Here is a 26,143-nt window from a genome sequence, read left to right as displayed (position 1 = left end):
GGGTTGGGCCGGGCGCGGCTGTGTGGGTTCCGGGGCCGTTGAGCGCGACTATGAACCTGTTTGCGGCCGTGCATGCGGAGGTTGTCGGGGCTCGGGTCGTGGGGGAGCCTGGGGAGGCGACTCATGCTTGTCTGACTCCGGCTCAGCTTGATCGGCTGGGTGGTGAGTTGGGGCCTGAGGTGGTGATCTGCGTGGCGGGGGCTCGGTTGGAGCGGCGGGCTGCGGCGGCGAATGTCGTGCACTACTACGGTGCTGCTGAGTTGTCGTTTGTTGCTGCGGGCAGGCATGGCGAGGACCTGCGGCCGTTCGACGGGGTGGAGGTCGAGTTGCGGGACGGCGAGATCTGGGTGCGGTCGCCGTACGTGTGCCTCGGGTACGCCGACGACGCCGCCGGCCCGTTGCGGACCGACTCGGACGGGTGGGCGACGGTGGGTGATCGTGGACGCTGGTCCGGTACGACGCTGCGCGTGCTCGGTCGACCCGGAGCTGTCACGACAGCGGGCGCGACTGTGGTGATTGCGGAGGTCGAGGAACGGCTTGCGAGTGTTGCGCGGGGGCCGGTGGTGGTCTTCGGGGTTCCGCATTCGGTGCTCGGGGAGGTGCTGGCGGTTGCCGTTGTGGTGGAGGCCGATCTGGCGACTCTGCGCGAGTACGCGCGGGAACACCTGCCGCCATCACACCGGCCGCGGCGCTGGCAGGTTGTCGACGAACTGCCTTTGACGCCTGGCGGGAAGATCGATCGAGCGAGGCTGGCACGTGTCTGACGTCTTCATCACCCATGCACTCCGGACGCCGATCGGCACCGCAGGCAAGGCGTTTCGCGATGTCCCGGCCGCCGACCTCGGTGCCGCAGTGCTGAAGGAACTACTTCCCGCCGGCCACGTCGAGGATGTTGTCCTCGGCAACTGCATGGGCCCCGGCGGCAACGTCGCCCGAGTAGCTGCGCTGACCGCAGGCATCGGCGATCACGTACCGGCGATGACCGTCGACCGCCAATGCGCGAGCGGACTAGCGGCAATCCAACTCGCCAGTGGATCCACACTAGGGTTTGTGTTGGCCGGTGGAGTGGAGAGTGCCTCGACGGCGCCGTGGCGGTTTTGGCCTCCGGTGGGGGATTCCGAGCCGGTCCGCTACGAGCGCGCACCCTTCGCCCCCGCTGACCGGGATCCCGAGATGGGCGCCGCCGCCGACACCCTGGCCGAGTTGCACGGAATCACCCGCGACCGCCAGGACGAGTACGCCGCCCGATCGCACGGGCGGGCGGCGCAAGCGCAACTCGCTGGAGCGTTCGACGCCGAGATCGTTCCGGTCAACGGGCAGACGGTTGATGAGCGGATCAGGTCTGGGCTAACGGTTCAGCGATTGGCGAAGCTGCCGGCCGTGTTTCGTGCCGACGGCACAGTGACTGCAGGCAACTCGTGTGGCATCAACGACGGCGCCGCGGTGGTCGCACTGTCCAAGACCGGCCCCGGACTGCGGGTGCTGGCCGCCGCTTCCGCAGGCGTGGATCCGATGTTGCCCGGGCTCGGAATCGTCCCCGCTGTACAAAAGGTGCTCAAGGCAACTGGTCTGAGCATCGAGCAGATCGACGTCTGGGAGTTCAACGAAGCCTTCGCCGGTCAGGTGCTCGCCTGCTGCGACGTGCTCGGCCTCCCCGACGAACGCGTCTGCACCCAAGGCGGTGCGCTGGCACTCGGCCATCCCTGGGGCGCGAGCGGCGCCGTACTGGCGGTGCGGTTGTTCAGTCAGCTGGTCACGCAGCAGAGCGGTCGGTACGGCGTTGCCGCGATCGCTGCCGGTGGTGGCCAAGGTACAGCGATCCTGGTCGAAGCATGCCGCTGATCGAATTCGCCGAGGTCACGCACGCGTTCGGAGACGGCCAACCCGTCCTCAAGGACATCACCGTAGAGCTGACGGAACGGCGCATCGGCGTCATCGGCGCCAACGGCTCCGGCAAGTCGACGTTCGTCCGGATGATCAACGGCCTCGTCATCCCGGAGGCCGGAACCGTGCGCGTCGACGGCGACAGTACGGCGAACCAGGCGCGCCGGATCCGCCGCAAGGTCGGCTTCTGCTTCACGAATCCGGACTCGCAGATCGTGATGCCGACGGTCGCCGAAGATGTTGCCTTCGGCCTCCGTCGGCTGCGTCTCTCCAAAACCGAAGTACAGCAGCGCGTCACCGATGTCCTCGCCACCTACGGCCTGACCGAGCTTGCCGATCGCCCAGCGCACACGTTGTCCGGCGGGCAGAAGCAACTGCTCGCCTTGGCCTCCGTCGTCGTCACCGAACCAGAAGTCCTTATCCTCGACGAGCCGACCACATTGCTTGACCTGAGCAACGAACGACGGATCCGCCACGAGATCGAACGCCTGGACCTGCAAGTGATCCTGGTGACTCACCACCTGCACCTGCTGGACGGTTTCGACCGCACACTGGTCTTCGACAACGGCCGTCTCGTCTGCGACGACGAGCCGGATCAGGCCCGCGCGGCGTACCGGAGCCTCGCCTCATGAGCGACCTGATGACGTACGTCCCCGGTACGTCGATCCTGCATCGCACCAAAGCCGGTACGAAGGTACTCGCTCTGGCCGTGGTGTCGATCGCGACCGTTGTCATCGACAACCTCTGGTTGACCGCGGCCGCACTTGTGCTCGCGGCAACAGCTGCAGCTACAGCACGCATGCCCCGCAAAGTCCTCGTCAGACAGTGGAAGGCCTATCTCCTGATCGTCGTCCTGCTCGGCGGCTACCAATGGCTGACCGACGGTCCAGCGACTGCATTCCACGTCGCAGGCGGCCTGGCCGCGCTCCTCGTCCTCGCCGGCGTGATCAGCAGTACGACGCGCACGACCGAGCTGCTCGACCTCGCCGTCTGGGGCGCCACGCCACTCAAACGAGTCGGCGTCGACCCCGAGCGCTTCGGCATCGCCCTCGCCCTCGGCATCCGCTCAGTCGCGGTCGTCTTCGATCTGGCCCGGGATGTCCGAGAAGCTCAACTGGCACGCGGACTCGGCTTCAGCCTGCGGGCGTTCGCCGTACCGCTGGTAGTCCGTTCGCTTCGTCAGGCCGACGGATTGGCCGAGGCCTTGATCGCGCGAGGCTTCGACGACTGACGCCGCGGCAGCAAATCCGGTACGGCGCGATGGACGGCTTCGGCGACGACCGTCGCGATGACCGCCTTCACGCTGTCCCCGATCAGGAAGAACGCGCTGCCGGTGATCGCCGTACCGAGGTCGAGATGCGCACGCCAGGCCGTGACCGGGATGCCGATGCAGTACAGCACCACGATCCCGCCGAAGACGATGCTCGGTAGCCCCAGCCACATCCGGTACGGCGCTCCGAAGCGGTACACGAGAGTCCCGATCACGAACGCGGCCACCGGGAACCCGATCAGGTACCCGGCGCTCGGTCCGGTGAAGACTGCCAACCCGCCCCGGCCGCCGGACAGCAGCGGCAGGCCGAGCGCGACCAGCGCAAGGAACAGCAACATCGAGAGCCCGCCCCGGCGACCGCCGAGGATGGCACCGGTGATCATCACACCCAGTGTCTGCACGGTAACCGGCACCGGGAACCCGAACGGTGACACCGCCGGCACCAGGCCCATTGCGCCGACCAGACCCGCAAAGGTCGCAATCAACGCCAGATCCCGGGTACGCCTCTCAGAGCTCATGCCGTCATTGTGCCTGCTCACGGGAGCCGTGCTGTCAAGAGCGTGATCACCGACGTCGAAACGATGGGCGAGATGACCGAGGGTCCTTACGTTGTTCGGCATGGCGACGAACTGGTCCAGACGCACTTTCCTTGCCACTGGTAGTGGCGCACTCGCGGCAACCGCGGTCCCCAGCGGGACGGCGGCCGCTGCACCGGCCATGGCACCCGCCGTGGCTGGGTTCGCGGGAGTGGAGCCCGATATCGAGCTGGCCAAGCTGTGGTGGCCGAATCCACGCAACGTCTGGACGCCGATCGGCTGGAAGGACCATCTGTTCCGGTTCAACGTCACCTACAACGGCAGCGTGATCGGCGCGCCGTCTCCGCTCGCGCGCAAGATCAAGGAGTTCGAGACAGACATCCACGACGACAAGCACTATGTGAAGGACCGGCTGCAGCTGGACATGACGCCGTGGGGCGGTAATGCCTTCAGCAAGACGAAACCGGAGCACCCGCTGCCGCGGATGCCGGACCTGTATCCGGGCCACTTCTACGTCTACCGCGAGGACCAGGGGCTGTACGGCCGCGGACGGCAGAGCTGGGCCGACCACCCCACGCCGGTGCTGCAGACGGAGTGGACGTTCTCCGAGGCAGGGCTGGTACTGCGGCAGTCGGTGTTCGCCCATGCCCTGAACGGCGCCGACGTGGTGACCGGCGAGGAGCCACTCTTCGCGTGGATCCGGCTCGAGGTGATTGCTGCTGATCCGCGGCTGGTGCGGCCCGACAGCGTCTACGGATTCGCGATCCGCGTCAGCCGGGCGTACTACACCCAGGAGCTCCCGTACAACTGGCAGGACGGCATCGTCCTCACCGGCTTCCCGGAGCTGGCTCCCTTCACCTACACCCGGTGGACGAAGGACCTGAGCGCCGGCGGGATGACCGGCTTCTCGATGTGGCAGCCACGCGGCCCGCAACTCGGCGTACTGGCGAAGAGCGGGACGCCGGCACCCGAGTTCCTCCAGCCGAAGGACGCCGCCAAGCCGATCTACGAGATCGCGGCAAGGCTCAAGCCGGAGGTGGGTTCGCGGGTCGACATCCTCCAGTGCATGCGGCCGGTGAACGAAGAGCGCGAGTTCATGCCGGAGATCAACCTCGGGTACGACGGCGCTCTCGCCGACTCGAACCGTTACTGGTCGCGCAAGCCCGCCACCGCGGCCACGGTCAGCACGCCGGAGAAGTACGTGAACGACCTGGTCACCCGGAACATCCAGTTCTCCGAGGTGGTCGCGTGCAAGGTGCCGGGGCAGACCTACTCCACCTTCCTGACCGGTTCGATGGGGTACGACGTTCTGTGGACCACGCCGACGTCGATGACCAGCCACATGTTCCTGTCCCTGCTGGGCCATCACGACACGGTCGCGAAACACCTCGACCTCTACCTCGACGACCAGGGCCGGAAGAAGCCCGAAGGGACGGCGTACCCGCAACATCCTGGCTATTACGCGACGCCGGACGTCGTGAAGGCGATCGACTGGCTGCCCGATCACGGCGCGGTGATGACTGCGGTTGCGACCCATGCGTTGATGACCGGTGACCAGGCCTTCGTCGACAAGTGGCTGCCGTCGCTGCTGAAGGCCTGTGACTGGGTGGAGATGGCCTGCAGTCTGACCGGCCACGGTGGTTTCGAAGGGCTGCCGCCGGCGGCCGAGGCGAGTGACGAGGAGATCACCGTCCAGAGCATCTGGGCGACAGCCTGGATCTACAAGGGCCTGGCGACGACGCTTCGGCTGCTGAAGCGGCTGAACCACGAGCGGGCGCCGGCGCTGACGACCCGTGCTGCCGACTACCGTGCCAGGGCCAGTGCCGCGCTGGATGCGATGGGCCGGGTGTCGCCGAAGTGGCGTCACCCGGACGGCAACGACTACCCGATCTATTCGCACAACTTTGTTGGGCCGGCGGGTGCGTTCGGCGAGGCGATGCGGCTCGACGTCGGCGCCATGGTGATGGTCTGGGCCGGGCTCCTGCCCGCGTCCGACGAGCGGATGGTCAAGTACTGCGACTACTTCCGCGTCGGCCCGAACGCGAAACTCTGGAACGGCGGCTCCCGCAAACACCCGCTGGACGCCCCGATCCTCGAGCACGAGATCTCCAGCTTCGAACCGATCTACAGCTGGAACATCTTCCACTCCTGGCAGCTCGGCGACCGCGCCAAGTTCCTCGAAGGCCTGTACTCCCTGGCCGCCGGCGGCGTCTCACCGCAGACCTACATCCCGTTCGAACACCGCGGCGGTATGTCGGCCTCACTCGGCACACACGCCACCATCTTCTCGCTGATGCGCCTGGCCGTGGTCGACGACAGCCTGTCCGAGACCGATCTCAACCTCCTCCGCCTCTGCCCGATGGCCTGGCTCACCACCAACCAGGACACCGTGTTCGACAAGATGCCGACCGTCTACGGCCCCGTCTCCCTGAAGTTCCGCCGTACCGGCAACACCCAACTCACCCTCACCTGGACCGCCACCTGGCGCACCAAACCCCAACGCCTCCTTGTCCACGCGCCCCCCGGCTTCACCACGATCATCATCAACGGAACGACGCACGCCGTCCCAGCCGAGGGGTATGTCGCAGTACCGATCTAGAGGGGTTTTGCGTAGCAGAAGGTGGAAGGCTGGTCGACGTACTTGCCCCAGGGGTCGGTACGGCGGTAGCCGCTCGACTCGTAGAGCGCGATCGCCGCGGGCTGCAGGTGGCCGGTCGTCAGGCGCATCACGGGGTGCCCGGCCTCTCGGGCCACGTGCTCGAGGCACGTGAGCAGGACTCGGGCGAGTCCGCGCCCACGCGCCTCGGGCGAAACGTACATCCGCTTCACTTCACCGTCACCGGCGTGCTCATGGTCCGCCTCGAAGGCCTGTACGGCGCCGCAGCCGACCGCGGTCTCGTCATCCAGCACCACGAGGTACCGGGCGCCGTCCTTCACCTGCGAGCGCCCCTCCGCGCCGTACCGGCCGACGAGTTCGTCGAACGCGGCGGCCAGCAACCGAGCCAGCTCCGGATCACCGACGGGCCGTTCCTCAATCACCAAGTCAGTCGCCACGCCCGCCAGTCTAGAGTCGGGCGGCGGTTCGCATGGCGTGGAAGACCTCGGTGTTGTCGAGGACGCCGCTGAGGCGGTCGGAGCCGGGGCCTGAGGCGGTCAGGGGAGTGTCGGCGCCGGTGTGGCTGTTGGTGGTCCAGTCGACGGCGAAGCGGAGGTTCGAGCCGGGGATCGGGAAGGGACCTTCCTGGCGGGGGTCGGTCTTCTCCTCGTCGGTGTCGTAGTCCTCGATGCTCAGGCCGCCGGTCTCGTGGTCGCCGTTGATGATGACGAGGGTGTCCGGGTGCTTGGCGACGAAGCGCATGACCTCGGCGACGGTGGTGTCGAGGGCGCGGCCGGCGTCGATCACGCCGCGAGCGTTGTTGTCGTGGGACAGGCCGTCGGTGCCTTCTTCTTCCAGGAAGAGGAAGAAGCCGTTGGGGTTCTGGGAGAGGACGTCCAGGGCCTTGCGGGCCATCTGCTGCAGGGGGACGCGCGGCGCGTACTTGCCGTCCTCGCCGTAGTCGACCATGTCCTCGTTCGCGAAGAGACCGAGCAGGCGGTTCGACCTGGTCGTGCGCAGTTCGTCGGCGTTGCGTACGTAGGTGTAGCCCGTGCGCTGTGCCTGCTCGACGAGGTTGCCGTACGGGCTGTTGCTCTCCTCGCCCGGCTTGTCCGGCCACTGACCGGGGTTGCCCTTCGGGAACCACCAGTCTTCACCGCCACCGAGCAGTACGTCGGGCCTGATCTTCTCGATGTATTGCCTGGCGATGTCGTTCTGCAGGTCGCGGCTCGGCACGTGTGCAGCGAAGGACGCCGGTGACGCGCCGGTCACGGTGGCAGTGGTGACCAGGCCGGTGGACTTCCCCGCCTTCTTCGCCAGTTCGAGGATCGTCTCGACCGGGCGGCCCTTCGGGTCCAGGCCGATGACGCCGTTGTTGGTCTTGTGGCCGGTGGCCAACGCAGTGGCCGACGCAGCCGAGTCGGTGACGACCTCATGCGGATCGACGGACGTGGTCCGCACCATCCCGGCGATCGGCAGTTTGTCGAGCTCCAGTTCGCCGTACCGGCCCTTGGTGGCCAGCCGGATCAGGTTGCGCTGCCCGGGGCCCAGACCATCACCCTGGATGTAGATGATGTTCTTGGCGACACGGGGTTTCTTGGCCTCCTGATCCTGCGTCGTCTGGGCGACGGCGACCGCCGTACTGCCACCGAGAACCGTCAACGCCACTGCCACGGCAAGACCGCGCATATCGCCTCCTGGCTAGAGAATGATGATCAGAACTGCCCGATGAGTACGGCGCCACCGGCCGCCTCGTCATCGGTTCCGTACAGCACCTGGTCGCAGGAACGCGACAGGCAGGTCAGCGCCTCGATCTTGTGACCCGGGTACCGGGCGAGCTCCCTCGTGGCGAGCCCGATCGAGCCGTCCTTGCCGAGCTTCCCGGCCAGGTACACCGCGGAATCGAACGGTCCGTCATCGCCCGGATCCGAGGCCGAAGTGACCAGCACCCGGTTGTCGTCGGTGATCTCGACATCGGAGATATGCCGTACGTCGGTCGCCGGATACGGCACGCGGAACGGGATGGCCTTGACCTGCCCGAACGACGCCCTGGCGACATCGAACGGTGCCGAGTACAGCGTCGACGACCGGACATCCTGGCCGCGATCCGCCCACACGGCGTACAGGCGATCGCGGACGACCTTCAGCGCGAAGCTCTCGTAGTTGTCACCCGGCTGACCGGCCGGAACCTGGAAGGTGGCCAGCACCTTGAGCCGCAAACCCCTTAGCTGGAAGACGAATCCCTTACCGGCACTCGCCAGCGCGACGTACTCACCCGACCGGCCCGGCACTGGCTCCACAGCTTCCAAGTCGACCGGCAGCTCATCCGGCCAGGCGATCGGCTCGACCTTCTCGACCTCGCCGTCGTCGAGCCGGACCCGTACGGCGCGGTTCTCGCCGGCCTTCTTGTTGTCCCGCACGACCAGTACGTCGTCGCTGTCGCCCAGTACGGCGATTCCGCTGACCCCGGCCGTCATCCCGTCGCCGATCTTGTGCCAGCCGTCATCTGCTCGCGGGGCTGCAGTGCAGGGGAGCGAACCCGCGCGGAGTGCGTGGCCGCCGTCGTTGCCGTCGTTGGCCCACACGACCTGCTGGCTGCCCGCCGTACACGCCGGCGCGATGGCGAAACCCTCGTTGTTGTAGTTGGGCAGCTGCGCCGGCCGATCGTACGTGGCGTTGACAGTGAACTTGCCGTTCACGATCGACAGCGCCGCGCTGCGTCCCTGGCAGGTGTTGTCACAGGTCGACCAGAGCACGCCGGTCTGCGGCTCGAATTCGAGTTCCATGGTCGTCGCGAACCCGCCGGCGAACGAGGCCACGCGGGTGAAGTCCTCGCCGTACTGATCCAGCGCGTAGGCGTAGACCATCCCGTTGTCCTCGAGCCCGACGAAGTACAGGCCGGTGCCGTGATCGGCGTACGAGCTGGGTCTGTAGGCGGCGTCGGTGTTCTCGTCGCGGAAACCCTTCGAGGTCAGGAACGAGTCCGGCACCCAGGAGATCGCTTCGAGGCCGGAGTTGTCGTCCACCTCGGGAAGGTCGGACGTCAGATCCATTCGGCAACAGCGTTGACAGATTTCGCCGTGGAGTTCGGGTTGTAGCGGAGGACCTTCAGCAGGCTGGTTCCGCTGTCATCGCCGTCGCGTTCGGTCGCCACCAGCAGGCCGTCCGGCGTCCGGACCACGCCTTCGGCATCGGGATCGCCGGTGCCGTCGTGATAGTTCAGCGTCCGGCCGCCGACGGCATCCGGCTTCCAGCGGGTGCCGTCGCGGACCAGCCGGTATAACGTACTGGGCCCGTTTTTGACTGCCCACAAGACATCTGGGCTCTCGAACGAGAGCCCGCTCAGGTTCGTCCCGAACACATTGCTGCCATCGGCAACAGTCACGGCCGGGCCGCCGGGCCACGCGGTGGCCGCGTGAGCTGGGGCGGAAACCAAGGACAACGACACCGCGACAACGACAGCGGACACGGTCGTACGGCGGAACTGGGACACGTCGCGCTCCTTCCGGCCAACGGGGGCGGGGCTCGGTGAACGGCAGCGGAACAATAAGGAAACTTTCCTAACAGAAATCAGACTGTACCGACCGGCTCCGCTCTCGGCAACCATCCCATTCTGGCGGCGGCGGAATAGCGCGGGCGGCGAAGTGATTGACAACTGAACCGACTACTCCCTGTGGAGGCACAGCTTGAGCAACGCCGATACCGTCATCGTCGCGATCCGGAGCGGCTACGAGCGGCTCGCGGATCTGGTGAAGAAGTTCGACGACGAGACCCTGGCCGGTCCGTCGGCGGCCACGGAGTGGGATATCGCGCAGGTGCTGAGCCACCTGGGCAGTGGCGCGGAGATCATGACCAACACTCTGCAACTGGCCGTCGACGGCCAGCCGCCCGCCGCCGGCGACTTCAACCAAACGGTCTGGGCCCGCTGGGACTCGTCGTCACGCCGTGAACAGGCGGACGGCTTCCTTGAGTGGAACGACAAGTTCCTCGCGCAACTCGAGTCGCTGACCGAGGATCAGCGGGACAACCTGCGGATCGAGTTCTCCTGGCTGCCCGCCCCGATCGACATCGCGCACTTCGCGCGGATGCGCCTCAACGAGCTCACCTACCACTCCTGGGATGTCCGCAGCGCCGCCGACCCCGAGGCCACGCTCGACGCTGCCGCAGTCCCCGAGATGCTGCAGACCGATGCTGACCTCAGCTGGGTCAGCAAGCCGGCCGAGCTGAACGGCCAGACCGCCGTACTGACTGTCACCACGACCGATCCGTCGAAGGAGTTCACCCTGCGACTCGCCGACCCGGTCAGCCTCGAGGCGACTCCCGCCGCTGAGCCCGACGGCACGCTCACGCTACCCGCCGAGTCCTGGCTGCGGCTGAGCGCAGGCCGCCTAGCCGCAGACCGTACGCCGAAGTCGGTCGAGCTGACCGGCCCGATCAGCCTGGACACCCTGCGCAAGGTCTTCGCCGGCTACTGAGCCCGTACGCCCACGGGATGATCTTCATCCCGTGGGCGCCGGCAATCAGGGGTAGCTGACGACGTTCACTGGGACTGTGCCCGGTGGTGTTACTGCGCCGGTGTCGTTGATGACGTGGGTGATCGTGCCCTGGTAGTTCAGGGATACCGTGCAGAGGCTGTGGAAGCGGACGTTCGCGTTGTTCGGTGCCTCGAAGGCGTTGTAGGCGTTGACCGAGGGGTTCACGTTGAAGAAGTTGTAGCTTCCCAAGCCCCAGGCCTCGTGTGAGGTGACGTTGTCGCCGACCTTGTACGCCGCGTAGCCGTTGCGGCCGCTCGGTCTGTTCCAGCTGGCCTGGTTCGGGACGTCGTACGGCATCTCGTTCTGGAAGAAGATCGTCTTGCCGCCTTGGCCGTTCCAGATCACCTGGGTCTTCTGGTAGTGCTCCACGAACAGGCCGGTTGCCAGCACATTGTTGCCGTTGACAATCACTCCGGTATCAGCGGTCGCCTGGGTCCAGCCCCAGGTGCCGGCGTTGCCGTGGTCGGCGCGCCAGGCCCAGATGTGGTCGATGATCGTGTGCTGGCTGTTGACGACCAGGCTGGTGGTCGCGTGGCCGGCGATCGATCCGCCGATCCGGAAGAACACGTCCTGGAGCGTGGTCGGGTTCGCGGCATGGTTCGCCGACGAGCCCGCGGGGCCGACGGTGAGCAGGGCCGCGGAGTTCGTCGTACCGGCGTCAAACAGCAGGCCCTTGATGCGGACGCCGTCGACGTCGGCGATCTGCATCGCGTTGACGCCGTTGTCCGGGATCAGAGTCGGATAGCCGATGCCCAGTACGACGGTGTTTGCCCTTGTCACGTTGAGCGTCTGGTTCAGGTGGTAGATGCCCGGCGTGAAGAACAGGTTGCAGCCCGACGCGAGGGCCGAGTTGATCGTCGACGCGGTGTCACCGGCCTTGACGACATAGAACTGGCTCATCGGGATCGACGTACCGGGGGTTGATCCGTTCGCCCAGCTCGCTCCGGAGGCGTTGGTCCGGAGCGAGGGCGTGAACACGCGGTACTTGCCCGCGCCGTCGAGGTAGAGATACGGCACGTCGCGTGAAACCGGGGTGGTGGCCAGCGTGGTCTCCGGCGGGTTCGGGAAGGTGGTCGGCGGGGCGCCGGGAGTGCCGGAGAAGACCATGTTCCAGACGCCTCCGGCCCAGCTGCCGAGGTTGCTGTCTCGCGTGTACCACTGCTGCTGCGAGATGGACGCGGTCTGCCCGGACACCTTGGAGTCGGCGATGTAGCCGCCACTCGCGAAGCCGTAGCTGGCCGGGTAGAGCTGCAGGTTGCCGCGGATGTCCATCCGGCGGAACGGCGCTGCCTGCGCGACCGCCCAGCGGTTGGAGCCGCCGATCGGGTTCACTGCCATGTTCTCCGCGGAGCGCCAGAAGTTCTGCAGCGCGACGCCCTTGTCCGACTCGTTGAACGCGTCGACAGTGATAGCGCCGTTGATGACCACGTCGCCCGGGTTCTGACCGAGACCCGCGACCGACGTGTAGTAGCCGACATCGTCGTGCACGCTGTACGCGCCGGGCTTGAACAGGTGCGCGATCCGCCCGGTGCCCATCTGGTGCGTGAGCGTGTCCTTCTGCGCGTTGAAGTCGGCATCGAGCTGCGCCTGGATCGCCGTCGACGACATACTCGGGTCGAAGATGCGGGTGTTGGGCCCGAAGTTCGGTACGTCGGGCTGCGTCGTGCAGCTGATTGGCGTCGTACCGATCGTGTAGGTAGCGCTCGCCACGGCAGAGTTCGTGAGACCGGACTTGATTCCGATCGCATTGACCGTCCGCGTCGAGGGCACGCTGATCGGCCCGCTGTACAACGTCGACGATGCGGTCGGCGTCGAACCGTCCACCGTGTACCGAATCGTGGAGCCGGCCGTCGCGGTCGAGATCGTCACCGTCTGGGCCGTCGCATAGCTGCCGCCTCCTGGAGAGAAGGTCGGCGTCGCAACGGACGGAGTGGTCGTGCCATGCGTGTAGCTGAAGTGCGGTGTGTCGTACTGCGGTCCGCTCTTCTCGTACGTGAACCAGTAGTCGATAACGCTCCCCGACGACAGATTGCTCACGGTCTTGCGCCACGTACCGCCGCTGAGATCCATCCGGAAGTTCTGCTGACCTTGGCCCGCGACGATGTAGTGGACGTCGACATAGACCGCCGCCGTCGTCGGGGTGAAGGCAATCTGGGCCTGCGTCGCGTTGAGCGACGTAACCGTCTGCGTGTAGTCGTCGGCCGCCGTCGCTACGCCACCCACCAGGAGGCTCGAGCAGACAGCCAGCACAACCGACACCACGACCGCGCGCCACCGACTACGACGTCGGTGAACTCGTTCGGAACTCCGGATCACGGGGAACCACCTCCGGGGCGGTAGAGGGGACGACAGGTGAGAGCGCTCTCATTTGAGCGGACAGTAGACCGATTCCGCCCCCTGCGGAAGAGCTCGGCCGCGTGGACCGTGATCGGCCTGGGTACCCGGTCAGGATGAAAATGCCGGAGGTCGTCCCAGTGGAGGAGTGGCAGCAGGCCCGCGATGCCTTGCTGGTCAAGGAGAAAGCGCTCACGCGGGCTCTGGACGCGTTGGCGGCGGAGCGTCGACGGCTGCCGATGGCGCGCTTCGAGAACGACTACGTGTTCATCGGCCGGGATGGGAAGGCGAGCCTGACGGAGCTGTTCGAAGGGCGCCGCCAGTTGATCGTCTACCAGATGATGGACCTGGGCACCGACGAGTACTGCAACGGGTGCTCGAGCTTCGTGGACAACATCGGTCACCTGGCCCACCTGAACGCCCGCGACACCACCTTCGTCGTGGTCTCGGACATGCCACCCGAGCAGCTGTTCGGGTGGCGCCGGCGAATGGGCTGGACGATGCCGTTCTACTCTTCGCACGGTACGACGTTCGTCGCCGACTGCGGCCTCGGCGATGGCTTCGCCCTCAGCGTGTTCCTCTGTGACGGCGAGCAGATCTACCGCACCTACGTCACCCAGGGCCGCGGCGTCGACCGGCTCCGCGCCGACAACAATCTGCTCGACCTCACCCCCTACGGCCGCCAGGAGGAGTGGGAGGACTCCCCTCCCGGCTGGCCGCAGGACCCAACGATGAGCTGGCTACGCCACCACGACGAGTACGACGACTAGGGTGTGGGCAGGTTGAGTGTGCAACCAGCCCACAAACAGCCCACACATTCCCTTGTAAATAAGGGGTTCTGAGCTCGAAAACTGTCGGTGGACGTGGCTAAGCTTTGAGGTATGGAAATCTTGGCGATGCCCCCGGTGTACACCCAGAGCGTCAGCGAACTGCTGGCGCGTCTGGACACCATTCAGGCTGCCAAGGCCCTGCTGAAGGCGGACGAGCTGCAGACCATGGGCCGGCTGGAAGAGATGGGCGCAGCCCAGGACATGGGGGCCCGGGACACCGTCGAACTGGTCTCGGAACGCTACCGGCTCGACCGTCGCGAGGTCCGTAAAGACCTCGCCTTCGTGGCTGCTCTGCGTAAGTACCCGGTGGTGGCGGCTGCGATGGCTGATCCTGGCGATCCGACGCGGGCTGAGGTCGTGCGCCCTGACCTGGCCAAGATCGTCGTCAATACCTTGGAGAAGGCCCCGTCGAGCACGCCGGTTGAGACGTTGGCCGTGGCCGAGGAACAGATGGTCAAGATGGCCCGGGTCTCCAATCCCCGCGAACTCGCCAAGTTCGGGCAAGACGTACTGGCCCGACTGGACACCGACGGCCCCGAACCAGCAGAAGACGAAGCCGCCAGCAAGGAGTTCCTGCGGCTGCGGCAGACCGACGGCGGCGTCAAGTTCACCGGATTCCTGGCCGGCGCCCGCGGCGAACAACTCCAGACCCAGATCCACCAAGGATCCAAGCCCCACAAGACCATCGACGGCGAACGCGACCCGCGGACCCAGGACCAGCGACAAGCCGACGCACTGAAAGCGACCATGGACGCCGCCGCCGGCAACCCGGACCACCCCGGCGTCCCGCACATCACCGTCACCATCGACTTCAACGACCTCAAAGCCGCCCTGGCCGCGGCCCCAGCCGCCTTCGGTGGCGGGACCGGCGACCGTACGAGCGGCGGTGCAGTGGGTGAACTGGTGTTCGGTGACAACCTGTCCGCCGGTGCCGTCCGGCTCCTCGCCTGCGACGCCGCCGTCCTGCCCATCGTGCTGGGCGGCGACTCCCAGCCCCTCGACGTCGGCAGGGAGCAACGGTTCGTGAACCGCTACATCCGCCGTGCTCTCAACAAGAGAGACAAAGGTTGTGTGGTGTGTCAGGCACCGCCGTGGATGTGCCACGCCCACCACCTGACCCATTGGGCCAACGGTGGTCCGACCAGCCTGCAGAATCTCGCGTTGCTGTGTTCCGCGCACCATCGCGCGGTCCACGACGGCCAATGGGCGATCTCGATCACCGCAGCCGGCGTCCAGGTCACCCGACCATCCTGGGCCGACCCACCACCCGTGCCCGACCGCGCCGCGCTCGCCGCCCTGATCGGCTGGATCACCCCTGCCCCCAGCGACAGCGGCGTCAATGACAGCAGCTCCAGCGCGCACACTGCCGATGCCAGCACCACCGACAACACCAGCGTCAACTGCTGGGGTGACAGCACGGCCGGAATCAGCAACAGCGCCGGAGCAAGTACCCGCAGAGCGAGCACCAACCCGACCCACGAGCACCCCGGCCGGCTGCCCGCCGCCAGCACCCTCCCTGACCCGGCACGAGCCGCCGACCGCGAAGCCTTTCGAGCTCAACTGCTCGCCCACGCACCCAGCAACTTCGACCCCTGGGGCACCAGCACCAGCCCGACGACCGGACCGCCGTAAATCTCCACCACCCCCAGGTCCACCACCAACACCCACCACGCCACCGCGGCAGCCGGCCCATCGGGTCGGCCCGCAGGCATGCACTGGGTCAGGACTGCGCGGCCACCACTACGCGGATCCCCAGTCCTGACCCGCACAGCGTCACGCTCCACCTGGTCGGACCTGCGGGCGGGCCTCACAGGCGATCAGTGTCGCCCAAGCCCCGCGGCACCCCGCATCGGCCTGAAGAGGATCCGGCCACCACGAGGCAGCCAGCTTGAAGCAGCAACCTCGAGCGGAAGCACGTGCCCATGAACCATCATGACGAGTCAGCACAGGCGACGGGGAACCGACCGCCCGCAGCAACCGTCGACGTCAGCAATCGGACCGCCCAGCCATCCTGCCTTCGCGCAGGGCCTGTTAGTCCCCAGCAGACGCATACAGCGGAGGGCGACGCCGCCGCTCCCGCTGTGCCCTGAAGTGCGGGCGGAGCGGATCCAGCAGGCTTCCGTCGCCCGGGCTCAACGGCCAGGAGCGGCGAACCGTGACCGCCAGGTGGCAGCGCCGGACCCGTGACAGGGGTCGCAGGCAGCGCCGCCGGGCTTGATCCGCGGACGGTGACGGGGCTGGATGTTGCTCAGAGGCGGGCGAGGGCTCGGCGCAGGGGGTCGAGGCCGAGGGAGCCGAGGTTGAGGGCGTCGCGGTGGAAGGTGCGGAGGTCGAAGTCGGCGCCTTGGCGTTGTTTGGCTTCGTCGCGGGCCTGCAGCCAGATGCGTTCACCGAGTTTGTACGACGGCGCCTGGCCGGGCCAACCCAAGTAGCGGTTCAGCTCGGCCTGCAGGAACTCGGTCTCCATCCGTGAATGCGCCCGGAGGAACTCGAAACCAAGCTCCGCATTCCAGGTCTCACCGGGGTGGAAGCCAAACGGGTTGTTCCGCGGGATCTCCAGCTCGAGGTGCATGCCGATGTCGACGATCACCCGGGCCGAGCGGAAGCCTTGCGCGTCGAGCATGCCGAACCGCGCGCCCGGCTCGTCGAGATACCCCAGCTCCTCCATCAGGCGTTCGGCGTACAGGCCCCAGCCTTCGCCGTGGCCGGAGACCCAGCAACCGACGCGTTGCCAGCGGTTCAGCAGGTCGGCGCGCAGCATCGTCTGACCGACCTGGAGGTGATGGCCTGGCACACCTTCGTGGTAGACGGTGGTGACCTCGCGCCAGGTGGCAAAGTCCTCGATCCCAGCCGGCACGGCCCACCACATCTGACCGGGCCGCGTGGTCAGGTCCTCGCTCGGCGGCGTGTAGTAGATGACGCCCTCCGAGGTCGGCGCGATCATGCACTCGATCCGCCCGATCGCCTCCGGGATGTCGAAGTGCTTACCACCGAGCTCCCGTACGGCGCTGTCGGCGAGCTCCTGCATCCAGTCCCGGAACGCCTCCTTGCCGTGGATCTTCCGGGCCGGGTCCGCATCCAGTACGGCGGCCATCGCCGGGATACTGCGGTTGCCGTCGTTCAGCGCACCGGCGATGGACTGCATCTCCGACTCGATCCGGGCCAGCTCCTGCCAGCCCCACGCATACGCCTCTTCCAGGTCGAGGGTCGCGCCGATGTGATACCGAGAAGCGAGTTGGTAGACCTCGCGGCCGACCGCATCCCGCTCGGGCGCCTGCGGAAGCAGGTCGGTGGTCAGCCATTGACCGAACTCCCCAAAAGCCTTGCTGGCCGCGATCGCCGCCGCTTCGACCTGCGCCTTGACCGTCGACTCAGGTGCTGTCGCCGTCAGGCCGATGAAGTAGTCGTTGCCCTCGGCACCAGTCCAGCTGGCGATCCGTTCGGCCAGCACCCGCACCTGCCGAGCTGCGGACACCTGACCCGCGGCGGCCTGCTGCAGGAGCGTCTCGCGGTACCCGTCGAGCGTCGTACCGACCTGGTTCAGCCTGCTGCCGAGCCGCCCCCAGTCCTCGTCGGTCGTGGTTGGCATCAGGTCGAAGACCGCGCGGAGCTCGACGGGGACACAGGAGATCCCGTTGAGCTCGTACTGCGGTACGCCGGCCTCGTACCGCTCGAGTTCGAGCTCGATCCGCTCCAGCAGCGCGTCCTTGGCCGTCTCCTCCCGGAACGAGGTGACGGCGACGGACTTCGCCTCGGCGATCGTCGACCGATGCAGCTCGATCAGCGCCTCGAAGCCACCCGGTGACCGATCCGGCAGCTTGTCGTCGTACCCCTGCATGCCCATCATCGTCGCCGCGGCCGGCGACAACTCGGCATGGGCCGTGAGGAACCGCTCGGAGAGCTCGTCGATCGGGCTACCTGGTGCCGTCGTATCCGTCATCGACAGACCGTACCGCCGTCACGTCCCGCCCGGAATGCCTTACTGCGCAGGTTTTCCCGGGACTTTCGGCCAACTTTCCGCCGCCCGAAATCAAACCAACGTTGGAGTGAACACTTCACCGACCATACCGTACGGTATGGTCGGGCTATGAGGACACGACTGACCCGCTGGCTCCCAGCACTGACCACCGGCCTGGGCGTGATCCACCTGATCTGGGTGGTGGCCGACCTCCCCGACGAGGTCCACGCCATGCTGACCGAAGGTTTCGTCGGAACGTCGAACAACGACTCCCGCGACTTCGCCACCTGGTTCTTCATCGGCGGCCTGGTGCTCCTGATGATCGGAACCACCATGCGCTGGTCGGTCCGCCACTTCGGCCGCATCCCCACCCACCTGGGCTGGTGGATCCTCGCCATCGGCCTCTTCGACACCCTCCTGGAACCCAACGGCGGAGGCTACGCCCAGATCCTCCTCGGCAGCCTGACCCTCGCCGCCCAACCCATCGAGCCGGCCTCGCCGGAATTCAAACCAGCGTTGGACTGAAAAACCTTGCCCTTGCGCGGAATTACGGCACTTTGGAGTACTGCTGGTGCCGCCGGATTCACTGTCGGTGAAAGGTGGGCATCGAGGGCCCAAAGGCGAGTAGGATCCCGCGTTTGTGAAGCCGCTCTCCGCCCGGAGCCCGGTGTTCGTGGACTCGTCCGGGCATCGTCATCGCAGGATCCGCCGTGTCGGGGCAATCGTCGCCGTACCGGTGGTGGGGTACGTCGTTCTGCTGGTGAGCAGTTTGGTTGGCGGGCCGCGGGTGGATACACCGCTGATTCCCTTGCCGGAGGCTGGTCGGCAGCAGCCTGCTCCTAGGGTCACTCCGGAAGCGCCACCGGCGACCAAGACGCCTTCACCGACAGTGCCCGAGTCCACCCGGTCCGTCGTACAGCCTGTCGCTGAGACGACGAGTACGCCGGCGACGACGACCACGCCGCCGAGTCAGAGCCCGACCGCACCCGCATCGAGCACGCCGGTGACACCGTCGCCCACGAACACTCCAGGACCGCCCAGCACTCCGGGATCGCCGAGTACGACGCCGCGGCACGGGAAGCCGACCGCGCCTCCCGGACGGACCAAGTCGCCCAGCCAGCCGTGACGCGCGCCCGCCGAGCTCGCGCCCGTGATGTGCCGTTGCGGACGCACTGGATCGTCCTGACGATCCTGCTGGTCACACTTTCCGGTTCGTTGCTGCTGCACGGGTACACGCATCACCTCTTCGGCAGCACGCCCGACGGCGCGGTGACCGCCGCCGGGCCACATGACGCCGTACCGGCGGCTGTTGCAACTGGTGGACCGTTGATCGACGCCACGGCTGCCTCGCCGCGCTCAGCGAAGCCGAAGGCGAAGACGATCGCGATCACCTTCGACGACGGCCCGGATCCGGAGTGGACTCCGAAGGTGCTGGATCTGCTGCGGGCGCAGCGGGTCAAGGCGACGTTCTTCGTGATCGGCACGGAGGTCGTCGCCCATCCGGAGCTGGCGCGCCGCATTGTTGCTGAAGGCCACCAAATCGGCGTCCACACCTTTACTCACACGAATCTGGCCAGCGCTCCGGAGTGGCGACGGTCTCTCGAACTCCGGCAGAGCCAGTTGATCCTGGCCGGTGCAACAGGTGTCAGTACGTCGTTGCTGCGGCCGCCGTACTCGTCCGAGGCCAATGCCCTGACCAACCGCGACTGGTCGGCGATCAAGCAGGCTCGCGAGGCCGGCTACCTGACCGTGCTGACCACGCAGGACAGCGAGGACTGGCGCAGGCCGGGCACTGCTCGAGTGATCGCCAACTCGACACCGAAGGGCACCGCCGGACAGGTGCTCCTGATGCACGACGCAGGCGGCGACCGCACCCAGACACTCGAGGCGCTCAAGCGACTGATTCCGGCCCTCAAGGCCAGGCACTTCCGGTTCGCCACCGTCTCGGAGACCGTCGGGATCTCACCGCCGGTCCACCAAGCCAGCAAACTGGAGCGCGGGCGCGGAATGGCGGTCATCGGCGCGATGCGGCTCAGCGACGGCGCGCTCGGCGTTGTCACCTGGCTTCTGTACGCCGCCGGCGCGCTCAGCGTGTTGCGCGCAATCACGACCGTGATCGCGGCCAGACGGCATGCCCGGGAACGCTACTTGTCATGGGGTGAGCCGGTGACCGAACCGGTCTCGGTGATCGTGCCGGCCTACAACGAATCGGCCGGCATCGAGGCTGCGGTGCGATCGCTGATCGCGTCCGACCATCCAGTCGAGGTGATCGTGGTCGACGACGGTTCGAGCGACGGCACTGCCGATCTGGTGGAGTCGCTGAACCTACCGGGCGTGCGAGTGATCCGCCAGCCGAATGCGGGTAAGCCGGCCGCGTTGAACACCGGGCTGCAGGCCGCGTCGTACGAGCTGGTTGTGATGGTGGACGGCGATACCGTCTTCGAGCCCGACGCGATTCGGATGCTGGTGCAGCCGTTCGCCGACCCTGACGTCGGAGCCGTGTCCGGGAACGCGAAGGTCGGCAACCGTCAGGGCCTGCTGGGCCGGTGGCAGCACATCGAGTACGTCGTCGGCTTCAACCTGGACCGCAGATTGTTCGACCTGGCCGAGTGCATGCCCACCGTGCCGGGCGCGATCGGCGGGTTCCGGCGCAGCGCGCTCGAACGGATCGGCGGGCTCAGCGACGTCACGCTCGCGGAGGACACCGACCTGACGATGGCACTCTGCCGGGACGGCTGGCGAGTCGTGTACGAGGAACGCGCCCGGGCGTGGACCGAGGCACCCGCGAGTCTCGGAGCGCTGTGGCGCCAGCGGTACCGGTGGTGCTACGGGACGCTGCAGGCGATGTGGAAGCATCGCGGCGCCTGGGTGCAGCGCGGCCAGGCGGGCAAGCTAGGTCGGCGCGGACTGACCTACCTGCTTCTGTTCCAGGTGCTACTCCCCCTGCTCGCGCCGGTGGTGGACGTGTTCGCGCTCTACGGGCTGCTCTTCCTGAACCCGTGGCGGGTCGGGGTGGTCTGGGTCGGTTTCCTCGCGCTGCAGTTCGGCATGGGCGTGTATGCGTTCCGGCTGGACGGGGAGAAGGCTGGGCCGTTGTGGAGTCTCCCGCTCCAGCAGTTCGTCTATCGGCAACTGATGTACCTGGTGGTGATCCAGTCGGTCTTCACAGCGCTGGCCGGCTCCCGGCTTCGCTGGCAGCGGATGGAGCGTTATGGAAGCCTGGGAGTCCCGCCGAAGAGCCCGGCGACCGAAGGATTTCCCTGAGTTTCCCGAATTTTCCGCGTGATCGCTTCCGAATCAGGGATTGGGATCGCAGTATTCCGGTCAACCGGCCGCCCGCCCAAAGCGGCCCGATCCCGGAGGAGCGCAGTCCCATGCGATCTCTCATCCCCCGTCCCCGCGCCCTGGCCGTCGTCCTCACCGGCGCGGCGCTGGCCTTCAGCCCGGTGACCGGCCAGGCGACGGCCACGTTGCCGGCCGACGTGGTCAACGACTGTGTCGTGCCGCCGGCCAGTGCGTCCGCCAAGGGCGGTCGCGGCGCCGACACCCGTACCGTCAGCGTGACCGAGCAGAGGGCCATCGACGCCCGGACCGCTCAGTTGCTGAAGGCAAAGGCTGCTCGCGGCATCGCCGTACCGCAGGGTGCATTGGCTGCGGCCAATGTCCCGGTCTACGTCCACGTGATGCGTGACGCCGCCGGCAACGGTGACGTGACCAACACGCAGATCGCGGACCAGATCGCCGTACTGAACAAGACGTTCGCCGGTGGCGAGTCCAGCGCGGCGGCGAACACCGGCTTCACCTTCAACCTGGCCGGCACCTTCCGCTACAACAACAACAACTGGCACAAGGACAAGCAGAGCGCCACCTACCGCAAGCAGACCCGCAAGGGCGGCGCGAACGCGCTGAACATCTGGCTGGTCAACTTCTCGTACCTCGGGATCGCGACCTTCCCGTGGGACTACTCCCGCAACCCCGGGATCGACGGGATCCGGGTCCAGTACACGTCCCTGCCGGGCGGTACGGCGACCAACTACGACCTCGGTGAGACCGCGACCCACGAGGCCGGGCACTGGTTCGGGCTCTACCACACGTTCCAGGGCGGCTGCACGAGCACGAACGACTCGGTCGCCGACACCCCAGCACAGAGCAGCTCGACCAACGGATGCCCGGAAGGCCGGGACTCCTGCTCACTGCCGGGCCTGGACCCGATCCACAACTACATGGACTACTCGTACGACTCCTGCTACAACCAGTTCACCCCGGGACAGAGCACCCGGATCAGCGACATGTGGACGGCGTACCGCGCCTGACCGCTCGACCCACAGCGGCCGCTCCGGCAGTGACGGAGCGGCCGCTGGCATTTACGGCCAGTGACAATCGGAGCGATTCGACCCCTGAATCGTTACGCTCAGTTGTTGTCTATGGCAACGAAGCGCGCATACTGCTACTGAGAGTTCCGCAGTGCTGTTCGAGCCGAATCGAGGCCCAGCATGGTTGTACTGTCAGTCAGCCGGTCCAGGCTGGGCGGTCTCGTCGCTGCCGCCGGGACCTTGTCGCTGCTGGGCGGCGCCGCCGTCCTGGCCGCGCCCGCGGTCGCCGCGGTCACTCCGCCACTCGTTGCCGCCGGCCCCCAAGCCCCGGGGAACAACGGCACGATCAAGATCGAAGGCGTCGACATCCAGAGCGGCCCGCCGAACAACAACCCACACCAGGGCTGCACGTTCGTGGTCGAGTTCTACAACTACGACAAGGGAAATCTGTCCGCGACCGTGAAGTTCGCGGATCAGGCGCCGACCGCCAACGGCGGTCTGCAGGTACAGTCCGGTGACCTGACGCCGTTCATCGGCGGCGACGCGGCCGGGGGCGGGAACGACCTGGACGCCAAAGAGACCTACACCTTGAAGTTCACCGGTCAGCCGCATCCGCAGCAGGGCTACCACGTGAAGATCACCATCCACGCCCAGGGCTCGATCGGCGCGGACACCAAGCACAAGGTCTTCTGGGTCGAGGGCTGCAACCCGCCGACCACACCGCCCACGACACCTCCGACCACCGTGCCCACTACCAAACCTCCGACCACCGTGCCCACCACGGTCCCGACGACGGCACCGACAAAGCCCACCACCACGAAGCCGACCAAGGTTCCGACCACGGTTCCCCCGACCAAGCCGACCACCCGTCAGCCGGTGACGACGACCTCGGACGAACCGACGGCCGTCGTACCGACAGTGGTCGACGCGGGCATCGGCGGCGATCCGAGCACACCGAGCGGTGGCCCGTTCTCCTTGCTGGGCGGCAGTCTGCTCGCAGCCGGTGGGTTGATGCTGGCAGCAGGTGCGGCGATCCTCCTCCGACGCCGCGGCCGGCACAGCAGCTGAGGTGACCAAGGCACGGCCAAGCTGACAGCGCCCGGGGCAGACGGGCGCTGTCAGCGCATGGTCAGCCGATGGTCTTGACCGCGGTGATCAGGGTGCCGCTCGCGGTGTCGCCGGAGAGCTCCCAGAAGAACGCGCCGCCGAGGCCCTGGCCGTTCGCATAGGTCATCTTGCTGCGGATGGTGGCAGGGGTGTCGTAGCCCCACCACTGGCCGTTGCAGAACGCGTACGCCGTTCCGCCGACGGTGCCGTTGGACGGGCAGCGGGTCGAGATCAGCTTGTAGTCCTCGATCCCTGCCTCGTACTTGCCTGGCGCTGCACCGGTTGCACGCCCGCCGGGAGCCGCTTGGGTGACGCCGGTCCAGCCGCGGCCGTAGAAGCCGATGCCGAGCAACAGCTTCGAGGCCGGGATGCCCTTGCTCTTCAGCTTCTGGATCGCCGCGTCACTGTAGAAGCCAGCCGTCGGGATCCCGCTGTACGACGTCAGTGGTGAGTGCGGCGCGGTCGGGCCCTGCGCGCTGAAGGCGCCGAAGTAGTCGTACGTCATCGGCATGATCCAGTCGAGCTTGCCGGCCGCTGCTGCGTAGTTGGTGGCATCGATCTTGCCGCCGTTGGTGCCGTCGGCGGTGATCGCCGCTGTCACCAGAGCCGAGGAGCCGAAGCGGTTGCGCAGTGCGGTGATCACGTTGTTGAACGCATTGGGACCGCTCGTGTCACACGAAAGGCCACAGGCGTTCGGGTACTCCCAGTCGATGTCGATACCGTCGAACACATCGGCCCACCGCGGATCCTCGACCAGGCGGTAGCAGGAGTCAGCGAAGGCGGTCGGGTTCTGCGCGGCCTGGGTGAAGCCGCCGGACCAGGTCCAGCCTCCGAACGACCAGACGACCTTGATGTTCGGGAACTCGCGCTTGAGCTTGCGGAGCTGGTTGAAGTTGCCGCGCAGCGCTCCGGCGTCCCAGGTGTCGGCGACCCCGTCGACCGACCCGGCCGCGTCGTACGCCTTGTCGTAGGCGGCGTAGGCGTCACCCATCACACACCGACCGCCGGTGGTGTTGCCGAAGGCGTAGACGATGTTAGTGAGCTTGGCGGCCGAACCACTCGTCTTGATGTTCTTCACGTGGTAGTTCCGGTCGTAGACCCCCCACTCGGTGAAGTAGCCGACGACGCGCTTGGCGGCCGCTGGGGCAGCAGCGGACTGCTCGCTCGGCTGGGCCTGCGGCGCAGCGGAAGCGCCGGCAGCCGGTATCAAACCGGCTCCCAGCAGTGCGACCGCGGTCAGAACGGATGAGACGGGGCGGATTCTCATAGTTGGTTCCTCCGGCTATGACAGGTGCGACTGCCCGCATCCTCCCCAGCACCGTAGGTTAAGAAACAAAAGCTTCTAAAGTAATTAATTCACCACGACGACAGGATGAATGGTCAGGATTTGAACGCGTTCAATTGTGCTGTTACGGTCGAGGTGTGAAGATCGTGATCCCCGGCGGGACCGGGCATATCGGATCGTTTCTGACCAGGTACTTCGCGGCTCAGGAGCATGAGGTCGTCGTGATCGGCCGGTCGTCCGGGGTGCGGTGGGACGGGCGGACGCTCGGACCCTGGGCGAAGGAGCTCGACGGCGCCGACGCGGTGATCAACCTGGCCGGCCGCAGCGTCAGCTGCCGCTACACCCCGGCGAACCTGCAGGAGATGATGGATTCACGGGTCGACTCCGCGCGGGTCGTCGGCGAGGCGATCGCAGCCGCCGGTACGCCGCCGCGCGTGTGGCTGCAGATGAGTACGGCGACGATCTACGCGCACACGGTCGGGCCTGCCCACGATGAGGAGGGGGTGCTCGGGGGCTACGAGCCCGGCGTACCGGCGTACTGGAAATACAGCATCGACATCGCCACAGCCTGGGAGGCGGAGCAGGAGCTGGCCCGTACGCCGGAGACGCGGAAGGTCGCGTTGCGGACGGCGATCGTGATGTCGCCGGATCGCGGTGGGGCGTTCGACATGCTCCGGCGGATGGCGAGACTCGGGCTCGGCGGGCCGATCGCGGGTGGACGGCAGTACATGTCCTGGATCCACGAGACCGACCTCGCCCGTGCGGTGACCTTCCTCCTGGAGAGCGAGCTCACCGGTCCGGTGAACCTAGCGGCGCCGACCCCACTCCCCCAGCGCGACTTCGTCCGCTCACTCCGCGAAGCCGTCGGCATGCCAATCGGTCTGCCCGCAACCAAGTGGATGGCTGAGCTTGGCGCCCTCGTCCTGCGCTCGGACACCGAGCTGCTACTGAAGAGCCGCCGCGTCGTCCCGGGCCGACTCACTCAAGCGGGTTTCACCTTCGACTTCCCGGAGTGGCCGGCCGCGGCCAAGGACCTCGCCGAGCGGAGGTCGTCGACCAACAGGTCGAAGTCGCGGCGATACTCCTCCGACCGCACCACCGACGATGGATGAACCGTCGCCATCGCAGCAGTCCCGTCCGGCAGCTCCACAGGTTGACCGCGGCGCTCGGTGACCTTGAACCCGTTGCCGAGCAAAGCGCGCGCGGCAACTGACCCCAGTACGACGACCAACTCGGGCTTGACGATCTCCAGCTCCCGCGACAGCCACGGCGTACAGGCGACGATCTGACTGACCGCCGGCGTCTTGTGGATCCGCCGTTTGCCACGTTCCTCAAAGCGAAAATGCTTGACCGCATTGGTGAGGTAGACGGATCCACGATCGATCCCCGCCGCAGCGAGCGCCTTGTCGAGCAACCGCCCGGCCGGCCCGACGAACACCCGCCCCTCTTTGTCCTCGACATCCCCCGGCTGCTCGCCCACCAGCATCATCCCCGC

At 66.9% G+C, this 26,143-nt stretch carries 23 protein-coding genes and 1 pseudogene; 13 read left to right on the top strand and 11 right to left on the bottom strand.

Annotation, left to right across the window (positions count from 1 at the left end; all coding sequences use genetic code 11):
• From E1261_RS22200 to E1261_RS22185, 4 genes are all read left to right on the top strand, one after another.
• The coding region (locus E1261_RS22200) for an AMP-binding enzyme (RefSeq protein WP_238176361.1) at positions 1–764 on the top strand (764 nt) is incomplete at its 5' end.
• Positions 757–1,842: a thiolase family protein gene (locus tag E1261_RS22195; protein WP_132409432.1), complete on the top strand. Its 1,086-nt coding sequence runs from the start codon at positions 757–759 to the stop codon at positions 1,840–1,842. The genes E1261_RS22200 and E1261_RS22195, both read left to right, overlap by 8 nt.
• Complete coding sequence (locus E1261_RS22190) at positions 1,833–2,516, top strand: energy-coupling factor ABC transporter ATP-binding protein (RefSeq protein WP_132409430.1); 684 nt, start codon at positions 1,833–1,835, stop codon at positions 2,514–2,516. The genes E1261_RS22195 and E1261_RS22190 overlap by 10 nt, the downstream gene beginning before the upstream one ends.
• The gene (locus E1261_RS22185) at positions 2,513–3,115 is read left to right on the top strand and encodes an energy-coupling factor transporter transmembrane component T family protein (protein WP_132409428.1); all 603 of its coding nucleotides are present in this window, start codon (positions 2,513–2,515) and stop codon (positions 3,113–3,115) included. Before E1261_RS22190 ends, E1261_RS22185 begins: the two co-directional genes overlap by 4 nt.
• Here E1261_RS22185 and E1261_RS22180 read toward each other — a convergent pair.
• Positions 3,064–3,672, bottom strand: a complete 609-nt coding sequence (locus E1261_RS22180; RefSeq protein ID WP_132409426.1) for a biotin transporter BioY — start codon at positions 3,670–3,672, stop codon at positions 3,064–3,066. The two genes, E1261_RS22185 and E1261_RS22180, sit on opposite strands and share 52 nt — an antisense overlap.
• A 100-nt stretch (positions 3,673–3,772) precedes the next feature.
• Between E1261_RS22180 and E1261_RS22175 the strand changes: the two genes are divergently transcribed.
• Positions 3,773–6,289, top strand: coding sequence for a hypothetical protein (locus E1261_RS22175; RefSeq protein WP_132409424.1), 2,517 nt, complete (start codon positions 3,773–3,775; stop codon positions 6,287–6,289).
• On the opposite strand, the gene E1261_RS22170 is transcribed toward E1261_RS22175, so the two are convergent.
• From E1261_RS22170 to E1261_RS46010, 4 genes are read right to left on the bottom strand one after another with little or no spacing between them, the layout of a single operon-like run.
• Positions 6,286–6,744, bottom strand: a complete 459-nt coding sequence (locus E1261_RS22170) for a GNAT family N-acetyltransferase (protein WP_238176360.1) — start codon at positions 6,742–6,744, stop codon at positions 6,286–6,288. The two genes, E1261_RS22175 and E1261_RS22170, sit on opposite strands and share 4 nt — an antisense overlap.
• A 10-nt stretch (positions 6,745–6,754) precedes the next feature.
• Positions 6,755–7,975, bottom strand: a complete 1,221-nt coding sequence (locus E1261_RS22165; protein ID WP_132409420.1) for an alkaline phosphatase — start codon at positions 7,973–7,975, stop codon at positions 6,755–6,757.
• Positions 7,976–8,001: 26 nt separating this feature from the next.
• A complete protein-coding gene (locus E1261_RS46015) occupies positions 8,002–9,339 on the bottom strand; it encodes a hypothetical protein (RefSeq protein ID WP_202874912.1) in 1,338 nt (445 codons plus the stop codon).
• Positions 9,330–9,779 (bottom strand): SdiA-regulated/phytase-like domain-containing protein, encoded by a 450-nt coding sequence (locus E1261_RS46010; RefSeq protein WP_202874910.1) that lies wholly within the window; start codon positions 9,777–9,779, stop codon positions 9,330–9,332. The genes E1261_RS46015 and E1261_RS46010 overlap by 10 nt, the downstream gene beginning before the upstream one ends.
• 193 nt (positions 9,780–9,972) lie before the next feature.
• On the opposite strand from E1261_RS46010, the gene E1261_RS22150 reads away from it, so the two are divergent.
• A complete protein-coding gene (locus E1261_RS22150) occupies positions 9,973–10,761 on the top strand; it encodes a maleylpyruvate isomerase N-terminal domain-containing protein (protein WP_132409418.1) in 789 nt (262 codons plus the stop codon).
• A 45-nt stretch (positions 10,762–10,806) separates the two neighbouring features.
• Here E1261_RS22150 and E1261_RS22145 read toward each other — a convergent pair whose 3' ends face one another.
• Positions 10,807–13,137, bottom strand: coding sequence for a chitobiase/beta-hexosaminidase C-terminal domain-containing protein (locus E1261_RS22145; protein WP_132409416.1), 2,331 nt, complete (start codon positions 13,135–13,137; stop codon positions 10,807–10,809).
• 134 nt (positions 13,138–13,271) lie between these two features.
• On the opposite strand from E1261_RS22145, the gene E1261_RS22140 reads away from it, so the two are divergent.
• Entirely contained in the window at positions 13,272–13,925 is a 654-nt protein-coding gene (locus E1261_RS22140) for a DUF899 domain-containing protein (RefSeq protein WP_132409414.1), read from the top strand.
• Positions 13,926–14,036: 111 nt separating this feature from the next.
• The gene (locus tag E1261_RS22135) at positions 14,037–15,617 is read left to right on the top strand and encodes an HNH endonuclease signature motif containing protein (protein WP_132409412.1); all 1,581 of its coding nucleotides are present in this window, start codon (positions 14,037–14,039) and stop codon (positions 15,615–15,617) included.
• Between the two features lie 616 nt (positions 15,618–16,233).
• On the opposite strand, the gene E1261_RS22130 is transcribed toward E1261_RS22135, so the two are convergent.
• Complete coding sequence (locus E1261_RS22130; protein ID WP_132409410.1) at positions 16,234–17,925, bottom strand: DUF885 domain-containing protein; 1,692 nt, start codon at positions 17,923–17,925, stop codon at positions 16,234–16,236.
• A 147-nt stretch (positions 17,926–18,072) separates the two neighbouring features.
• Here E1261_RS22130 and E1261_RS22125 point away from each other — a divergent pair, with 147 nt between their 5' ends.
• A complete protein-coding gene (locus tag E1261_RS22125) occupies positions 18,073–18,468 on the top strand; it encodes a DUF6463 family protein (RefSeq protein WP_132409408.1) in 396 nt (131 codons plus the stop codon).
• Between the two features lie 168 nt (positions 18,469–18,636).
• Here E1261_RS22125 and E1261_RS22120 read toward each other — a convergent pair whose 3' ends face one another.
• Both E1261_RS22120 and E1261_RS22115 read right to left on the bottom strand, forming a co-directional pair.
• Positions 18,637–18,903, bottom strand: a complete 267-nt coding sequence (locus E1261_RS22120; RefSeq protein ID WP_132409406.1) for a hypothetical protein — start codon at positions 18,901–18,903, stop codon at positions 18,637–18,639.
• Positions 18,904–18,912: 9 nt separating this feature from the next.
• Positions 18,913–19,116, bottom strand: coding sequence for a hypothetical protein (locus tag E1261_RS22115; protein WP_132409404.1), 204 nt, complete (start codon positions 19,114–19,116; stop codon positions 18,913–18,915).
• On the opposite strand from E1261_RS22115, the gene E1261_RS22110 reads away from it, so the two are divergent.
• The 3 genes from E1261_RS22110 to E1261_RS22100 all read left to right on the top strand — a co-directional run bounded on the left by E1261_RS22110 (position 19,099) and on the right by E1261_RS22100 (position 23,324).
• Entirely contained in the window at positions 19,099–21,207 is a 2,109-nt protein-coding gene (locus tag E1261_RS22110; RefSeq protein WP_420814020.1) for a bifunctional polysaccharide deacetylase/glycosyltransferase family 2 protein, read from the top strand. The genes E1261_RS22115 and E1261_RS22110 overlap by 18 nt on opposite strands.
• Before the next feature lie 110 nt (positions 21,208–21,317).
• Entirely contained in the window at positions 21,318–22,256 is a 939-nt protein-coding gene (locus E1261_RS22105; protein ID WP_132409400.1) for a zinc metalloprotease, read from the top strand.
• A 180-nt stretch (positions 22,257–22,436) separates the two neighbouring features.
• Entirely contained in the window at positions 22,437–23,324 is an 888-nt protein-coding gene (locus E1261_RS22100) for a hypothetical protein (RefSeq protein WP_132409398.1), read from the top strand.
• 61 nt (positions 23,325–23,385) lie between these two features.
• Here the strand turns inward: E1261_RS22100 and E1261_RS22095 are convergent, their stop codons facing one another.
• The gene (locus E1261_RS22095) at positions 23,386–24,630 is read right to left on the bottom strand and encodes a glycoside hydrolase family 18 protein (RefSeq protein WP_132409396.1); all 1,245 of its coding nucleotides are present in this window, start codon (positions 24,628–24,630) and stop codon (positions 23,386–23,388) included.
• Between the two features lie 155 nt (positions 24,631–24,785).
• Between E1261_RS22095 and E1261_RS22090 the strand changes: the two are divergent.
• Positions 24,786–25,628, top strand: a pseudogene (locus tag E1261_RS22090) (epimerase); the annotation flags it as partial.
• A gap of 2 nt (positions 25,629–25,630) precedes the next feature.
• Here E1261_RS22090 and E1261_RS22085 read toward each other — a convergent pair.
• Positions 25,631–26,143: UdgX family uracil-DNA binding protein (locus tag E1261_RS22085; RefSeq protein ID WP_132409394.1), on the bottom strand; the 513-nt coding region annotated here is incomplete at its 5' end.

It is taken from the genome of Kribbella albertanoniae (assembly GCF_004348455.1).
Taxonomy (GTDB): Bacteria; Actinomycetota; Actinomycetes; order Propionibacteriales; family Kribbellaceae; genus Kribbella; species Kribbella albertanoniae.
This window is presented reverse-complemented; position numbering and strand designations above follow the sequence as displayed.

Coding starts and splice junctions, on each gene's coding strand:
- E1261_RS22185 (WP_132409428.1), top strand. CDS start 2,513: ATGAGCGACCTGATGACGTACGTCCCCGGTACGTCGATCCTGCATCGC.
- E1261_RS22175 (WP_132409424.1), top strand. CDS start 3,773: ATGGCGACGAACTGGTCCAGACGCACTTTCCTTGCCACTGGTAGTGGC.
- E1261_RS22190 (WP_132409430.1), top strand. CDS start 1,833: ATGCCGCTGATCGAATTCGCCGAGGTCACGCACGCGTTCGGAGACGGC.
- E1261_RS22100 (WP_132409398.1), top strand. CDS start 22,437: ATGGTTGTACTGTCAGTCAGCCGGTCCAGGCTGGGCGGTCTCGTCGCT.
- E1261_RS46015 (WP_202874912.1), bottom strand. CDS start 9,339: ATGGATCTGACGTCCGACCTTCCCGAGGTGGACGACAACTCCGGCCTC.
- E1261_RS22130 (WP_132409410.1), bottom strand. CDS start 17,925: ATGACGGATACGACGGCACCAGGTAGCCCGATCGACGAGCTCTCCGAG.
- E1261_RS22135 (WP_132409412.1), top strand. CDS start 14,037: ATGGAAATCTTGGCGATGCCCCCGGTGTACACCCAGAGCGTCAGCGAA.
- E1261_RS22140 (WP_132409414.1), top strand. CDS start 13,272: ATGAAAATGCCGGAGGTCGTCCCAGTGGAGGAGTGGCAGCAGGCCCGC.
- E1261_RS22105 (WP_132409400.1), top strand. CDS start 21,318: ATGCGATCTCTCATCCCCCGTCCCCGCGCCCTGGCCGTCGTCCTCACC.
- E1261_RS22180 (WP_132409426.1), bottom strand. CDS start 3,672: ATGAGCTCTGAGAGGCGTACCCGGGATCTGGCGTTGATTGCGACCTTT.
- E1261_RS22125 (WP_132409408.1), top strand. CDS start 18,073: ATGAGGACACGACTGACCCGCTGGCTCCCAGCACTGACCACCGGCCTG.
- E1261_RS22095 (WP_132409396.1), bottom strand. CDS start 24,630: ATGAGAATCCGCCCCGTCTCATCCGTTCTGACCGCGGTCGCACTGCTG.
- E1261_RS22165 (WP_132409420.1), bottom strand. CDS start 7,975: ATGCGCGGTCTTGCCGTGGCAGTGGCGTTGACGGTTCTCGGTGGCAGT.